This window comes from Sorangium sp. So ce321, assembly GCF_051530195.1.
Lineage (GTDB): Bacteria > Myxococcota_A > Polyangia > Polyangiales > Polyangiaceae > Sorangium.
In genome coordinates, this window is record NZ_CP150329.1 from 6,928,280 (window position 1) to 6,943,525 (window position 15,246).

The 15,246-nt window shown below is 73.5% G+C and carries 11 protein-coding genes; 7 read left to right on the forward strand and 4 right to left on the reverse strand.

The window, feature by feature from the left end; translation table 11 throughout:
• Positions 1-96 precede the first annotated feature (96 nt).
• Positions 97-2,400, forward strand: a complete 2,304-nt coding sequence (locus tag WME89_RS25595) for a di-heme oxidoredictase family protein (protein WP_438011693.1) — start codon at positions 97-99, stop codon at positions 2,398-2,400.
• A 6-nt stretch (positions 2,401-2,406) separates the two neighbouring features.
• Here WME89_RS25595 and WME89_RS25600 read toward each other — a convergent pair whose 3' ends face one another.
• Positions 2,407-3,597, reverse strand: a complete 1,191-nt coding sequence (locus WME89_RS25600; RefSeq protein ID WP_438011694.1) for a cytochrome P450 — start codon at positions 3,595-3,597, stop codon at positions 2,407-2,409.
• A 388-nt stretch (positions 3,598-3,985) separates the two neighbouring features.
• Here WME89_RS25600 and WME89_RS25605 point away from each other — a divergent pair, with 388 nt between their 5' ends.
• Entirely contained in the window at positions 3,986-5,668 is a 1,683-nt protein-coding gene (locus WME89_RS25605) for an alpha/beta fold hydrolase (protein ID WP_438011695.1), read from the forward strand.
• A gap of 52 nt (positions 5,669-5,720) precedes the next feature.
• Here the strand turns inward: WME89_RS25605 and WME89_RS25610 are convergent, their stop codons facing one another.
• On the reverse strand, positions 5,721-6,587 hold the full coding sequence (locus tag WME89_RS25610) for an alpha/beta fold hydrolase (RefSeq protein ID WP_438011696.1): 867 nt from the start codon (positions 6,585-6,587) through the stop codon (positions 5,721-5,723).
• Positions 6,588-6,945: 358 nt separating this feature from the next.
• Here WME89_RS25610 and WME89_RS25615 point away from each other — a divergent pair, with 358 nt between their 5' ends.
• From WME89_RS25615 to WME89_RS25625, 3 genes are read left to right on the forward strand one after another with little or no spacing between them, the layout of a single operon-like run.
• A complete protein-coding gene (locus tag WME89_RS25615) occupies positions 6,946-9,153 on the forward strand; it encodes a hypothetical protein (RefSeq protein WP_438011697.1) in 2,208 nt (735 codons plus the stop codon).
• Complete coding sequence (locus tag WME89_RS25620) at positions 9,150-9,824, forward strand: hypothetical protein (RefSeq protein WP_438011698.1); 675 nt, start codon at positions 9,150-9,152, stop codon at positions 9,822-9,824. Before WME89_RS25615 ends, WME89_RS25620 begins: the two co-directional genes overlap by 4 nt.
• Positions 9,825-9,829: 5 nt before the next feature.
• Positions 9,830-10,783, forward strand: coding sequence for a formylglycine-generating enzyme family protein (locus WME89_RS25625; RefSeq protein ID WP_438011699.1), 954 nt, complete (start codon positions 9,830-9,832; stop codon positions 10,781-10,783).
• A gap of 52 nt (positions 10,784-10,835) precedes the next feature.
• Here WME89_RS25625 and WME89_RS25630 read toward each other — a convergent pair whose 3' ends face one another.
• Positions 10,836-11,852 (reverse strand): hypothetical protein, encoded by a 1,017-nt coding sequence (locus WME89_RS25630; protein ID WP_438011700.1) that lies wholly within the window; start codon positions 11,850-11,852, stop codon positions 10,836-10,838.
• A 392-nt stretch (positions 11,853-12,244) separates the two neighbouring features.
• Here WME89_RS25630 and WME89_RS25635 point away from each other — a divergent pair, with 392 nt between their 5' ends.
• Positions 12,245-12,640, forward strand: coding sequence for a VOC family protein (locus WME89_RS25635; RefSeq protein ID WP_438011701.1), 396 nt, complete (start codon positions 12,245-12,247; stop codon positions 12,638-12,640).
• 30 nt (positions 12,641-12,670) lie between these two features.
• Here WME89_RS25635 and WME89_RS25640 read toward each other — a convergent pair whose 3' ends face one another.
• On the reverse strand, positions 12,671-13,252 hold the full coding sequence (locus tag WME89_RS25640; RefSeq protein ID WP_438011702.1) for a type 1 glutamine amidotransferase domain-containing protein: 582 nt from the start codon (positions 13,250-13,252) through the stop codon (positions 12,671-12,673).
• Positions 13,253-13,411: 159 nt separating this feature from the next.
• Between WME89_RS25640 and WME89_RS25645 the strand changes: the two genes are divergently transcribed.
• Positions 13,412-15,244 carry a serine/threonine-protein kinase gene (locus tag WME89_RS25645; RefSeq protein ID WP_438011703.1) on the forward strand — a complete coding sequence of 611 codons (1,833 nt, stop codon included), beginning with the start codon at positions 13,412-13,414 and terminating at the stop codon, positions 15,242-15,244.
• The last annotated feature ends 2 nt before the right edge of the window (positions 15,245-15,246 follow it).

Sequence of the window (15,246 nt, forward strand, 5' to 3'; positions counted from 1 at the left end):
GGATGCCCCAGGTAGCCCCCGTGTGATCACGGTCTTGATGGATGGGCCCATATCGGAGGTCGAAGCGCGATGATCGAAAGCCGCTCACGTCGATTTGTGTCTCAGGGTCTCACTGTCTCGCTCGGGCTGCTCGCGATCTGCGCAGCGGGGCTCGGGTGCTCGGGCGATCCGGCGCTGTCTCCCCCGCCCGGGTCTCCCCCGCCTGGGTCTCCCCCGCCGGGGTCGGGGTCCGGGGGCGATCCCCCCGGCGCTCCGTGCGCGCAGACGGGCGAAGGGCCGGCGCTGCCGCGGGCGTTCGCGCAGAGCTGCGGCGGGTGCCATGACGCGTATGGCAAGCCGACCGGCGGGTTCCCCGATCTGTTCGCCTTCGACGGCTCCCTGGAGGAGTTCACGGATCAGGTGCGCACAGGCTCGGACCGCATGCCGGCCTTCGACGCGCAGACGATCGCGGCGGAGGACGTCGAGGCCATCTACGCCTACTTCTCGTCGGGCGCGCCGCCCACCGCGACCTGCAGCAGCGACGGAGTCTCTCCCGGCGAATGCTCCGGCGTGACCGGCGAGATCTCTCCCCTGTTCCCCGCGGCGACGGGAGGCCGGCCGATCGCCACGAGGGCCGCGGACGGCACGATCACGCTCGAAGCGGCGGGGCGCGTGCGCGGCCGCCACGAGAAAGAGGAGGAGTTCAGCCCGTTTCAGCCGCGCTATTTCGAGAACCGCAGCTACAAGTTCATCATCGACGACACGATCCCGGCGGGCGGCAGCACGGTCAAGTTCACCTGGCTCCCGAGCGCGAAGACCTCGGACAACAACGTCATCAACTTCCGTTGCTGGCACTCGGGCGAAGGCAACGTGTTCGACTCGAACAACGGCATGGACCGCATCACGAGCACCCACTGGGAGTTCGTCGTCGACCGCAACGCCAGGGAGGGCAGGGAGATCCGCGAGGGCGATCTGCTGGAGTTCGAGTTCGGGGTGTTCCTCGATCCGGCCACCGTCGAGGGGAGGACCAGCTATTACAGCGATACGTTCCGCTACCGCGTCGGCAGCGGCGAGCTGACGCCCTTCGACGAGCCGAACGACGCCGCCCTGTCGGGCGGAGACGGGACGATCCCGTACATCCACGAGGAGCCTCACCTCTACTACGAGCAGATGGCGCTCAACATCCAGGAGGGCTCGATCCAGCGCTTTCTGGAGGGGCGCCGCCTGTTCCACACGGATTTCACCACCGGTGAGCACAGCGAGAGCGGCAATCCCGCCCTCGACGAGCAGGCTGGCAAGGCGGGCCCTCTCTCGAACCAGGCCGCGTGCGCGGGCTGCCACGTCAACAACGGCCGTGGCGCGCCGCCCGAGCCCGGCGAGGCGATGACGACCTCCGTCGTGAAGCTGTTCGGCCCCGAGGCGGGCGCGGACGGCGGGCCTTCGAGGGACACGAGCTACGGCCGGCAGCTGCAGGACAAGGGGCTCGACGGGAGCCCCGGCGAGGGCACGGCCACCCTCGCCTATACCGACAAACCCGGGCAGTTCCCCGACGGAACACCGTATGTCCTGCGGCAGCCCACGTTCAGCTTCAGCGGGCTCTCCGCGGGGCCGATCTCGAGCTACTCGGTCCGCGTCGCCCGCCCGGTCGTGGGCATGGGCCTCCTCGAGGCGATCGCCGAGGAGTCGCTGCTCGAGCGCGCGGACGGGATGGACTGCAACCAGGACGGCATCTCGGGTCGTCCGAACCTGATCCCGGATCCCGCCTCGGGGATCTTGCGGATCGGGCGTCTCGGCTGGAAGGCGGGCAAGGTGAGCGTGCCGCACCAGGTCGCCGACGCGCTCGTGGCCGACATGGGCGTGACGACGAGCCTCTTCCCGGTGGAGGAGTGCGGCGAGCAACAGGCGGGCTGCGCGGCCGGCACGCGCGGGGATCCGGAGCTCTCGGACGAGGATCTCGACAGGATGTCGGCCTACATGCGCATGCTCGGCGTGCCGCCGCGCCGCGACACGGCGGATCCGGCGGTCCAGCGCGGCGAGGTGCTTTTCAGCCAGGCAGGGTGCGCGAGCTGCCATGTCCCGACGATGAAGACGGGCAGCCATCATCCGTTCGTCGAGCTGCGCGAGCAGCTCATCCACCCCTTCAGCGATCTGCTCCTTCACGACATGGGAGAAGAGCTCGCGGACACGTCGACGGGCGATCACCTGGCGGGGCCGCGCGAGTGGCGGACGCCGCCGCTCTGGGGCATCGGGCTGCTCGAGGCAGTGAACGGCCACACGCAGCTCCTGCACGACGGCCGCGCGCGGGACGTCGTCGAGGCGATCCTGTGGCACGGCGGCGAGGCGGACGCGGCGAGGCAGCGCTTCATGGCGCTCCCCAGGGAAGATCGCGACGCCCTCGTCGCCTTCCTGGGCTCGCTGTGAGCGCGCTCAGGCCGGGTGCGCCACGAGCGGGAGCGAGGTCACGCCGCGCACGGAGATCGACCGCCGCCACGCGACCGGCCCCGCCTGGGTGAAGCGGCGGACGCGCGGCAGGAGCGCCGTGAACAGAAGCCGGGCCTCCAGCCGGGCGAGCGGCGCGCCCAGGCAGAAGTGGACGCCATGCCCGAACGGCACGTTCGTGACCCCGCCGCGGCCGATGTCGAACCGGTGCGCGTCCGGGAAGTGCGATTCGTCGCGCGCGGCGGATCCGATCACCACCAGCACCTTCGCGCCCCGGGGGATGCGCACGCCGCTCAGCTCGGCGTCGGCCGTGGCGACGCGGTACACCGACCGCACCGGCGGCTCGTACCGCAGGACCTCGTCCACGAGGCGCGGGATCAGCGCGGGATCCGCGCGCACGCGATCGAGCACCTCCGGGTGCGCGATGAGCTGCAGCGCGGTGTGGCTCAGGAGGTGCACCGTGGTCTCCAGGCCGCCGACGAGCAGCAGGAACATGAAGCTCATGAGCTCCGCGTCGGTGAGGGACTCGCCTTCCACCTGGGCGCGCAGGAGGTCTGTCACCATGTCGTCGGCGGGCTCGCGGCGGCGGCGGGCCAGCACCTCGGTCATGTACTGCTCGGCCTCGCGCACCGTGGTGCGGATCTCCTCCATGCGCGCGGTCATGTCCGGCGTGACCGGGCTGATGCTGGTGAGGTCGTCCGTCCAGCGCTTGAAGCGCGGATGCAGCGAGGGGTCCAGGCCGAGGAGCTCGCCGATGACGCTCGCGGGCAGCGGCATGGCGAGCGCCTCGACCCAGTCGACCGGCTCGCCGAGCGGCAGGCGCGCCGCGAGGTCGTCGGCGAAGAAGCGCACGCGCGCCTCGAGCCGGGCCATGGCCGCGGGCGTGAAGGCGCGGCTCACGAGGGAGCGCAGGCGGCCGTGCGCCGGCGGGTCGAGGACGATCATGGAGTCGCCGAACGGGTTGTGCCCGAGCCACGCGGGCTTGGTGGCGGCGCGGAAGCCCTCCGAGGAGAACAGCTCGGTGTCCTTGAGGACGGCGATGACATCGTCGTGGCGGGTCACCGCCCAGAAGCCGCCCGGGTCCACCTGGCACACGGGCGCGTCGCGCCGCAGCTCGGCGTAGGTGGGGTACGGGTCGGCGAGCATCGCGGGGGACATCAGGTTCAGCCGTTCGCTCATGGATCGAGGACCTCCTCGGGCGGGCAAAGGGATGGAGGGGGCATGGTCGCCTGCCGCGGGGGCGCGCCGCAAGGCGCTCGGCGGCTCGGCTGAGATCGCGAGCGCCGGGGAGATGCCTGTCCGGCTCAGCGCTCCCGCTGCCTCACGGCGTACCGCCTCACCCCGTCGCCCACGACGTCGAGCGAGGCGCCGACCAAGGCCTCCAGCGAGAGATCCGCTACCGCTGGAAGTGACACTGGTGTTGAGCAGAACCACGCCGAGCGGGAACACACCACATCGCGCTCGACAACCACACCTTCGCGGGCGCCGCCGGCGCCCTGGTCACCACCACCGCGACGAGGGCGCCGCTCGACCTGCGGCCCTTGCGGCGATCACGAGGTTCACCAACATGAACATGCAAGACATCCTTCGGCGGGGGCTGCTCCCCGTGGCGCTCGGGCTCACGGCGCTCGCTGCGGGCTGCGCTGACCGCGACGACCAGGCCAGCGCCGAGATGAGCGGCTCGGGCGGCTCGGGTGGCTCCGGCGGCAGCACGGCGATCGCATGGGGGAGCTGTCCGGGCGACTTCATTTCCGAGTGCGCCACGGTCCCCTTACCGCTCGATCCCTCGAGGCTTGACGGCGAGGCGCTCCCCATCTTCGTATCGCGCCACCTCGCGCCGGACGGCGCGGCGAAGGCGCAGGTCTGGCTCCTGCAAGGCGGCCCCGGCGGCTCCGGCTACGTGTTCAAGGACGTCATCGAGCAGCTGTGGCAGGGCGCCATGCCCGACGTCGACTGGTACGTGCTCGAGCACCGCGGCGTCGGGCCCTCGAGCCGCCTCGAATGCCCCGTCCAGGAGGACCCGAGCTCCGAGGGCGGCGCGGAGATCACAGCGATGGAGTGGCCCGCCTGCATCCAGGTGGTGAAGGCGAGATGGGGCGGCGATCTCGCGCGCTTCACGACGTCAGCCGACGCAGAGGACCTCGCGCGGCTCATCGACCTGACGCGCGAGCCCGGCAAGAAGGTGGTCCTGTATGGCGCCTCCTACGGGACGACGCGCGCGCTTCGCTTCCTGCAGGCGCACCCCGACGGGGCAGACGCCGTGATCCTCGACTCGGTCATGTCGCCGGGCGCGCAGTACCTGTCCTGGTACGATACGCAATTCGATCCGGTGGTGAGGGATCTGTCGGCCATCTGCGCCGCCGATCCGGTCTGCGGGGCGAAGCTCGGCGTCGACCCGTGGGCGAAGCTCGACGCGCTCCTCGGCAAGCTCTCGAGGGGTCACTGCTCGCAGCTCGGCACCGACGCCGCGCTCTTCACATCCATCGTTCCGATCTTCGCGCAGTCACGCGCCCTGCGGACTCACATCTTCCCGCTCGCTTACCGCATCGACCGCTGCGACGACGGCGACGTGCAGGTGGTCGGTCACTACATGCAAACGCTGCTCGACCTTTTCTCGCAGACCGACGGAGGCGAGCCGCGGGACTCGATCGTCCTGGGGACGCACGTGGCCCTCTCCGAGCTGTGGGAAGAGCCCGCCCCTACCCTGGCCGAGCTCCAGGCGCGCTGCGACTCGCAGCGCTTCTGCCTGAAAGATGCGCTGGAGCTCGGCGAGCTCCACGATATCTGGCCGCGCTATCCGCACGACCAGCTCTGGGACGGGTGGCCGAGCTTCACCGTGCCCATCCTGGCGATGAACGGCCTGCTCGACCCGCAAACGCCCATCGGCCTGGCGGAGCGCGTGGCGGACAGGCTCACCGCGCCCCATCAGACGTTCGTGGCGGTGCCCTGGAGCCCGCACTGGGTCGCGTACGAATCCCCCGTGAAGACCGCCGGCGCGGCGCCCTGCGGTACGCAGATGATGGCGCAGTTCATCGAGGACCCCGAGGCCGTCGTCGATACGACGTGCCTCGACGACCTCGTGCCCGTCGCGTGGAACGAGGACCTGGCCGTGGTCGAGCTGCTCTTCGGCACGAAGGACATGTGGGAGAACATGGCCTCGCTCGGCCCCGCTCCGCGGAAGGCGGCGCCGATCGACTGGACGGCCGTCGCGCGCCTCGCGCGTGAGGAGGCGCGCTTGCTCCGGCGGTGAACGACGCGAAGCGGGAGCGCCCCGCCGGGGAGCCAGGCGGCGCCGGCGCCGATCAGCGTTCCTTGATGCGGCTCAACACCGCGGCGCAGAACGCGGCCGCGTCCTCCTCGGGCCACATGTGCGTGGCCCCGGGGACCACCAGGTGCTGCCCGGGGATGCAGCGGGCGGCAGCGCGAGAAACAACGCCGAACGTCGGCCGGGAGAGCTCGCCATGGGCGATGGTGACCGGCACCTTCAGGCTGGCCAGCTGGCCGCAGGTGATCTCCGGCGGCCGGGGCTGCGACAGGAGGAGCGGCATGGTCCGCGCGTTGTCCAGATTGACTGTCTGTCTCTCCGCGGACTGAGCGTCGAAATACCCCTCGCGCTGGCCCGAGCCGTCGAGCAGGAGCCTCACGGCTTCCTTGCTGTCACCGCGCTGGACCGCCCCGAAGATGGGGCCGAACATGGCGTTCACGTCGTCCCTCAGGGCGCTCAGCTCGGCGGGATCGGTCACGTACGAGGGAACCCCCGGCTCGTAGATGAAAGCGCTCCTGATCAGCTCGGGGTGAGTCAGCGCGGCACTCAGGACCACATGGCCGGCGTACGACCACGCGACGACGTGCGCGGGGCCCGCGCCGAGGCCGCGAAGGAACGCGACAAGGTCGTCCGTGTGCGTCTGCACGCCGAGCGGGGGCCAGCTGGAGCCCCACTCGCCGGTCCCGAAATAGCGCTGGCTGTAGGCGATGGCCCGGTGCCGCTCTCCCACGATGGCGCGATGCCGATCCCACATGCGGTGATCCGAGACCGCCCCGTGCAGGAACACCACCGGGGTGCCCTGTCCTTGCTCCACACAGGCGAGCCGGGCTCCGTTCACCTCCATGAACCGAGGCGTCTGCGCGCCATCCGGGCCGCCGTGGCCCGCCAGGGATGCTGTCGTCATGGACATGCCGAGATAGCTCGTTCGCGCGCACGGATCAAACGTCGCGTGGAGGTCATGGGATCTGCGGAGCCTGGGCCGGGCGACTCCATGGCTCGAGGCGGCGTGATCCCGGCGCCCTGGGGAGGTGCCGCGCGTCGGTCCGCACGTCGGTTCCGTATATCGGTTCCGCACGTCGGTTCCGCACATCGGTTCCGCACATCGGTTCCGCACGTCGGTTCCGCACATCGGTTCCGCACGTCGGTTCCGCACGTCGGTTCCGCACGTCGGTTCCGCACATCGGCCCGCGCAGGCGTCGCGCGGCCACTCCGCGCGCCGGTTGACCTGGGGCGCGGGGGCGCGCGAAGATCCGGCGATCCCTTTGCTCCACCCCGCGACACGCTCTCTCGCCGCACTCCTCGCGCTCGCTGCGAGCGCCTGCTCCAGCGGCCCGGCGCCCGGCACGGACGCGGGCGCTGGCCCGGCCGGCAGCGCGGCCGCCCCCGATGGCGGCGCGGGCGCGCCGGCCGCTCCCCTGCCTCCGGCCTCGGCCGCGGCCCTGCGCGCGCCGGTCCGCGAGGGCGGCGCCCTCGCCCGCGCGGCGCGCGAGGAAGCGCTCTACGTGGCCGACGAGGATCACGGCGTCCTGCGCGTCGTGCCGCTGCCGCTCGACCCCGCGCGGCCCGGCGCAGGCGTGCCCACGCCGGGCAGGCCCGCGCAGGTGCTGGCGCTGGACGGGCGGGTGCTCGCCACGGTGCGCGACCCGGGGCTCCTGCTCATCCTGCGGCCGGACGCGGCGGCCGGCCTCGTCGAGCTCGGCCGCGTCCCGCTGCCCGCGGACGCGTGGGGCATCGCGGTCACGCCCGACGAGAAGACGGCGATCGTGACCTCGGCGTGGACGCACAAGGTCTCGGCCGTGGACCTCGAGGCCGGAAAGACGAGGTGGACCGTCGATGTGGCGCGCGAGCCGCGGGGCGTCGCCGTGCTGCCCGACGGCAGCGCCGCGTACGTGAGCCACCTCGTCGGCGCGGACGTCACCCGGATCGACGATCTCGGCGGGGCGCCGCGGGTCCGGCGCGTCGCGCTGCCCGCGGCGCCGCTGCGCGCGCCGTCGGGCGAGCGGCTCGCCGCGTCGCTGGGCTACGCGCTGGCGCTCTCGGAGGACGGGCGGCGCCTGTTCGCGGCGCGGCACGCGCTCGGCGCCATGGGCCACGCCGCGTGGTTCGGCGCCGCGACCGTGGACGTGCTGCTCACCGGCCGCGACGAGCCGCTCGCCCCGCCGCACCACGGCAACCTGCCGGTGCTCAGGTCGGCGTTCGCGGAGCAGGTGATCACGCCGGAGAGCGTCATCACCCTGCCAGGCGCGAGCGTCACGCCCGTCACCCAGCCGCGCGCCGTGGCCTACCGCAAGCGCGCGCGCACGCTGCTCGTCGCGGGCGAGGGCGACGACCTCGTGCTCGAGGTGGACGCGACCGCCGTGGATCCGACGCTCGCGATCGTGAAGAGCTACCCGGTCGGCGGCCGCTACGACCCGCACATACGCGTGGCGGGCACCTGCGGCGCGCCGACGGGCCTGGCGCTGTCCGCGGACGAGGCAACGGCGTGGGTGTTCTGCCGCGCGACGGGGGACGTGGCGGCGATCCGGCTGCACGACCCGGTCGCGGGCCCGGCGGTGGCGCTGGCGGGCGCAGCGGGCTCGGCAGGCGTGTCGGGCGCCGCGCCGACTGCAGTCGCGGCGGGCGCCGCGCCGGCGGCGGCGCTCCCGGCGGGCGCCGCGCCCGCGGAGGGGCCGGCGGCGCTCGTGCACCTCGCGGACGATCCGCTCGGCCCCGAGGTAGCGAAGGGGCGCCGGCTATTTTACAGCGCGCTCGACGCCACGGTGAGCGGCAACCTCGGCTGCGCGGGGTGCCACCCCGAGGGGCGGGACGACGGGCACGTCTGGCGCGAGGCGACCTTCAGCACGGCCGACGGCGAGCACGCGAACTTCGTCGGCAGGCCGGAGAACATCCCCGAGGTAGCGAAGCGGAAGGGCTATCCGCGGCGCACCCCGATGCTCGCCGGCAACGTGGGCGCGGCCGGCCCATACGGCTGGCACGGCGAGAACGAGGATCTGCTCGCGAGGCTCCAGGCGGGCATGGGGCTGCACCGCTGGGGTGGGCTGCCGATCGACCACACGCCGGCCGGGCTGGCGGCCCGGGCCACCTATCTCACGATGTTCATCCGGCGCGGCCTGGTGACGCCGCCGCGCGCCGAGGGGGCGGCCGACGAGCGCGTGAAGCGCGGCCAGGAGATCTTCCACAGCGACGAGGCAAAGTGCTCCCGCTGCCACGTGCCCACGAGCGATTACACGGATCGCATGGCGTACCCGATGCCGAAGCGGCCGCCGCCTCCGGGCTACGACGAGGATCCCCGCCCCGAGTACAAGACGCCCTCGCTGCGCTTCGTGGGAGGGCGGCCGCCGTACCTGCACGACGGGCGCGCCGGCACGCTGGCGGAGCTCATCGAGCAGAACGCCGACTGGATGGGCAAGACGAGCCACCTGTCGCCCGAGGACCGGGCTGCGCTCGTGGCCTTCCTGGAGACGCTATGAGGCCGCGCGTCGCGCTGCTCGTCCTGACGGCCGCCGGCATGGTCGGCACCCTGGCCGCGGCGCCCGGCGCGCCCGGCGCGCAGACCAAGGATGCGCCCGGGGCCGCCGCCACTGGTGCGCCCGGCCCGCAGACCAAGGCCGCCGCCACTGGCGCGCCCGGCCCGCAGACCAAGGCCGCCGCCACCAGCGTGCCCGCAGCCGCCACCGGCGCGCCCGGCAAGCCCCCGGCCACCGCGCCCGAGGCCGTCGAGGAGCGATCCCTCGACGCCGAGCCCTTCCCGGCCGAGCCGTCCAGGCAGCCCACGGCCGCCGAGTGGAAGGCCGCGCCGCGCGTCCGCCTCTCCCGCACCGGCCCCGCGGCCGCGGGCTGCCGCGCCTATCGAACGAGGGAATGGCTGCGCATCCGCTGCCCCGAGCTCACCGTCTCGGCCATCTCGCTGCTCGGCGGGAAGACCGAGGGCGTGGCCTTCTGGATCGATCCGCCCCGCGGCGGCAGCGAGCTCCCCCGCGGAGGCGAGGTGATGTTCCCGATCCGCCGCGGCGACCGGCGGGTGATCCAGATCCTGACCTTCGGCCCGGGCTACGACGGGCCGTTCACCCTGTTGCCGGCGATCGTCGTCCAGGAGCAATGGCTCGACGACGAGCCGGCGCCGACCGTGACCGCCTCCTAGACACCATGCGATCCCACACCCCGCCCCTCGCCACCTCCTCGCTGTTCCTCGCTGCCGCCGCGTGCGGCGCCCTCGCTGCCGCGTGCGGCGCCTCTCCCGCGGCCCCCGACGGCTCGCCGCCCGCCGGGCCGGCGCCCGCGGCGCAGGCCGCGCCGGGGGACACCGCTGGCGGCGCGCCGACCGCCCCGGCGCCGCCTCAGACCGCGGCGACCGCGACGCCAGCGCCGGCCGGCGCGGATCCGACCGCCGCGCGAGCCGGCGCGGATCCGGCCACCGCCTCCGCCACGCCGGCGAAGCCCTCGGACGGCTGTCCCGACGGCATGGCGCGTGTGCCCGGCGGCAGCTTCGTGATGGGCCCGCTCAAGGTGAAGGCCACCGTGGGCGACCTCTGCATGGACAGGACCGAGGTCACCGCCGAGACCTACGCCGCGTGCGTCAAGGCGGGCAAGTGTACGGATACATTGGCAAATTGTGCCAAGGAAGCGTCGACCTACGGCGTGGCCGGCAAGGAGAAGCAGCCGATGGTCTGCGTCGACTTCGCGCAGGCCGAGGCCTACTGCGCGGCGCAGGGCAAGCGGCTGCCGCGCGACGACGAGTGGGAGTGGGCGGCCCGCGGCGGCGAGGAGGCGCGGCCGTACCCATGGGGCGGCGAGGCCCCGAAGGATCAGCTCTGCTGGTCGGGCGGCGGCGCCGTGCGCAAGACCGCGTGCGACGTGGGGAGCTTCCCCGCGGGCGCGAACCCGCAGGGCATCCAGGACCTGGCCGGCAACGTCTTCGAGTGGACGACCAGCGCCAACGACGGCAACGGCAAGATGCGCGTCGCCCGCGGCGGCAGCTGGCGCGACGGCATCCCGCCGCTCGTCAGGACGGCGCGGCCGGGGGGGTTCGAGGTGACGTACCGCTGCGGCTTCCTCGGGATCCGCTGCGTCGTGGAGCCCGCGGCGACGGCCGCGCAGTAGGTCGCGCGGCCGCCGGGATCTCCTGTCCTGACAGGCCGGCGGCGCCGCCGCGCTACGTCGCGTTCGAATCGGCGAGCCAGCCCGCCAGCGCATCAGCCGAGAACGAGAGGACCACTTCGCCCACCCGGCCCTCGTGCAGCCGCTCGAGCCGCTCCGCCAGCGCGGTGGTCTCCGCCTCGGTCAGCGGTCGGCCGAGCCGGATCGCGCAGAGCCGGGCAGCCATCTGCAGCTGCCCGCGCTGAAGGCCGAGCTCATGCCCGCGCTGAAGGCCGAGCTCATGCCCGCGCTGAAGGCCGAGCTCATGCCCGCGCTGAAGGCCGAGCTCATGCCCGCGCAGCTGAGCGCGCTCCTCCGCCTCCTTTGCCTCTTGCATTCTCCGTGCGTTCCACTGCTCATACCATTCGCGGGTTTCCATGATGAAATCCCTCTCCTCGGACGGCAGCCCAGGAAGGAGCTCCTCGGGCACCTCGAAGCTTAACCGAACGAGCCACGGCAGCGCCACCCGGCGCTCCCACGCTTCCTCGGGGAGCGCCGCCAGATCCCGCAGCGCCGCGCGCCGCACCCGGGGCGAGCCGAGCAATCGCAGCAGCACCGTGCCCCTGACGCGCGGCAGCTCCGCGATCACCACGGTGCGGATCCGCCACCCCGGCGCCGGCGCCGCGTAGAGCCCCTCCGGACCCGCAGCGTCCTGCACGAACCCGAAGTCGCGCAGCACCCCGTCCGGACGCCCGGCGCTCACGAGCCACGCCGACGGCAGGTCGAGCCGGCGCTCCGCGCGCAGCTCGAGCGTGTGATGCCACTGGTAGCGCTTGCGCAGGCAATCGTGGAACTCGGCCGTGTCGGGCGCGGCGCTGAAGACCTCCACCATCCCCGCCTCGGCCGCCATCGAGCGGAGCAGGCCAGGCTCGATCTCGGGGTGCGCACGCAACAGCTCCGGATCGGGCACGTGCCAGACGTCGATCCGCTGGGCGTCCCCGGCCGGCACCTCCACCTCGGTCTCGGCTGCGCCCACGAGCACGAAGAAGTCCCGGAGGATGTTCTTGCTGAGCTGATCGAGGCGGAACTGCATGCCGACCGCTGATACCACACCACGGCGCCAAGGGACACATGATGGCATTGCGCGCGCGGTGTTATCTGGAGTCCTCGTGCATTACCAGGACACTCCCAATTCATTCACACAATCGTTCACGAGCAGACTCGCCCTGTGCCCATCACGGGCCCTCCGCGCGCCTCGTGTGTCGGAGTCGAAGCAGAGACGACAGCAGAGCAGGCCGGACACGCAGCTCGCGTCGATGCCCCCCCACGACGGCCGCGAGATCTCCATGGCCAGTGACGGCGCAGCGGGACGGGCTCTGGCTCACCGAGGACCCGAACGACGAGGACGAGACAGCGCCGTCCCCGCCCGGCGCTCGCGGCTTGCCTTCCGGCCGTGCGCGCAGCACATCTGGGCGCCCAGGGACCATGCACAGCGACGAACCCTACCTGATGCCCGCCTACGTCAAGCTCCTCGTGGCCGACGCGGCGCGCTCCGCATCGTTCTACGAGCTCCTCGGCTTCACCCGCGTCCACCAGGATCCGGTGTTCATCCACCTGCGCTGGGCGCGCTACGCCGATCTCTTCCTGGTCGCCACGCCGCCCGGGGTCTCGCTCGCCGGCCAGCGCGGCCTCGGCGTGGTCCTGTGCTTCAGCGCCACAGGCGACCTCGGCATCGAGACCATCGCCGCGCGCGCCGCGGCGGCCGGCGCCGCCATCGACGGGCCGCGCGACCAGCCGTGGCACACACGGGAGGTCCTCGTCACCGATCCCGACGGGTACCGCGCCTGCTTCGTCGAGCCGAGCACGGCCCATCGCGCCTGACGGTCCGGCGGCGCCCGGACCGCGGGCTCATCAAGGCCCTGGCGCCGGCTCCTGCGCGGTAGCCTCGGGCGCCATGGCGGGCTCGGCGCGCGCAGGGACGCCGCGCTCGATCTGGCGGAGGAGCGCGTCGCAGAACGCCGGCAGATCGTCCGGCCTGCGCGAGGTGATGAGGTTGCCGTCCTCGACCACCTCGCGGTCGACCCAGCGCGCGCCGGCGTTCAGGAGGTCGGTCTTGATGGACGGCCACGACGTGAGGGTCCGCCCGTCGGCGATATCGGCCTCGGCGAGCATCCAGCCGGCGTGGCAGATGGCCGCGACCGGCTTGCCCTGCGTGAAGGCGTTCCGGACCAGGCCGACCGCGGCCACGCTCGTCCGCACGTGATCCGGCGAGTAGCCCCCGGGGATGACGACCGCGTCGACGTCGTCGTCGGAGACGTCCTCGGCCGCCCGCTCCGTCGTGATCGTCACCTTGCCCTTCTTGCCCGTGAGCTGCTTGCCCGCGGCGAGGCCGACGATCGAGGCCTCGTGCCCGGCGCGCCGCACGCGGTCGTAGGGGACCTGAAACTCCGAGTCTTCGAACATCTCGTCCACGAGGAATACAACGCGTGCCATGGTGCTCCGCCTCCGCGCGAAAGCTTGTGCCGCGCGGGGCGACCGCAAGCGCGCCGGAGCGCGCGAGGTCGCCCGGCCAGACGCCCGCCGCGCCGCGGCCCGGCCCGGGCGCGCCGAGCAGCGGCGGCGCCGCGCGGGCTCGTGTATCATCGCCCCGGCATGACGTCGGAGCCGTCACCGCCCAGGCGAATCGGCCGGTATCTGATCTACAGCCCGATCGCCTCCGGCGGGATGGCGTCGGTGCACCTCGGCCGGCTGGTCGGCGAGGCGGGGTTCTCGCGCACCGTGGCCATCAAGCGGCTGCACCCCCAGCTCGCCGAGTCACCCGAGATCGCCGAGAGCCTGCGCGACGAGGCCCGCATCGTCGCGCGCATCCAGCACCCGAACGTGGTCGCCACGGTCGACCTCCTCATCGCCGCGGACGAGGCGTTCCTGGTCATGGACTACGTGCGGGGCGAGTCGCTGGCGCGGCTGCTCCGGGCGGCGCGCGCGCGCGGCGAGCCGGTGCCGCCGCCCATCGTCGCCAGCGTCGCGTGCGGCGCGCTCCACGGGCTGCACGCGGCCCACGAGGCGCGCAGCGAGTCCGGCGAGCCGCTCGGCATCGTGCACCGCGACATCTCGCCGGAGAACGTGCTCGTCGGCGTCGACGGGACGGCGCGGCTGCTCGACTTCGGCATCGCCAAGGCGCGCGGGCGGCTCAGCATCACCCGCGGCGGGCAGCTCAAGGGCAAGCTCGCCTACATGGCCCCCGAGCAGATCCTGTGCGGCGACGTGACCCGGAGGACCGACGTCTTCGCGGCGGGCGTGGTCCTCTGGGAGGCGCTCGCCGGCCAGCGTCTCTTCGACGGCGGCGACGAGGCCGCCCTGATCGCCGCCGTGCTCGAGCGCCCCATCCCGCCGCCGAGCGCGCTCGCGCCGCACGTGCCGGGGGCGCTCGACGCGGTCGTCCTCCGGGCGCTGGAGCGGAACGCGGAGGGCCGCTACCCGACGGCCCGCGAGCTCGCGATCGCCATCGAGGAGGCCGTGCCGCTCGCGTCGCCGCGCGCGGTGGGCGAGTGGGTGGAGGACCTCGCCGGCCACGCGCTGGCGCAGCGGGCGACGCGCGTCGCGGAGATCGAGAGCGCGTCGGCGGCGGGCCCGAGCAGCTCGGCGATGGCCGGCGCAGGTGCGGCCGGAAGCGGCCCCGCGCGCGGCGGCGGGAGCGGGGCGAGCGCGTACGGCGACGGCGGAAACAGCAGCGCGTATGCCGGCGGCAGCGGAAACAGCAGCGCATACGCCGACGGCAGCGAAAACAGCGCATACGCCGACGGCAACGGGCGCGGGCCTGCGCCGCCAAGCCCGTCGGCGCAGGGGCTGGCGGAGACCGCACCCGAGATCCCGGCCGTCGTCCGCGAGCAGGTGGCCCCCGCGGCGGCACCGCAGCCGGGGTACGCGACGTCCAGCGGGACCTCCGTGGCGCTCGCCCCGAGAGATGAAGCGCCGCGGGCCCCGACGAGGCGCCAGCGCCCGCTCGTCGCGCTGGGCGTGGTGCTCCTCGGCGGCGCGGCCGCGCTCGCGGCGCACTGGTCGCGCCGCGGCCCCTCTGGGCCGGACGAGGCGGCGAGCGCGGTCCCCGCGGCCACGTCGCAGGGCCATCCCGCCGAGGAGACGGCAGCGAGCGCTGCGGCCAGCACGACGGCTACGGCCAGCACGACGGCTGCGGCCAGCATGACGGCTGCGGCCAGCACGACGGCTGCGGCCAGCACGACGGCTGCGGCCAGCACGACGGCTGCGGCCAGCACGACGGCTGCGGCCAGCGCGACGCCGGCCCCTGCCCCGCCCGCGCCGCTCACCCCCGCGGCGGCTCCCGCGCAGCGCCCGGCGCGCACGGCCGTGGGCGCGCGCGCCCCTGCGCCCGCGCCGCGCGCGACCCGCGCCGACGCCCAGCGCTGCTCCCCCCCCTACACCGTGGACAAGGCTGGCATACGCCGGCTGAAGCCGGAGTGCCTGTGAGC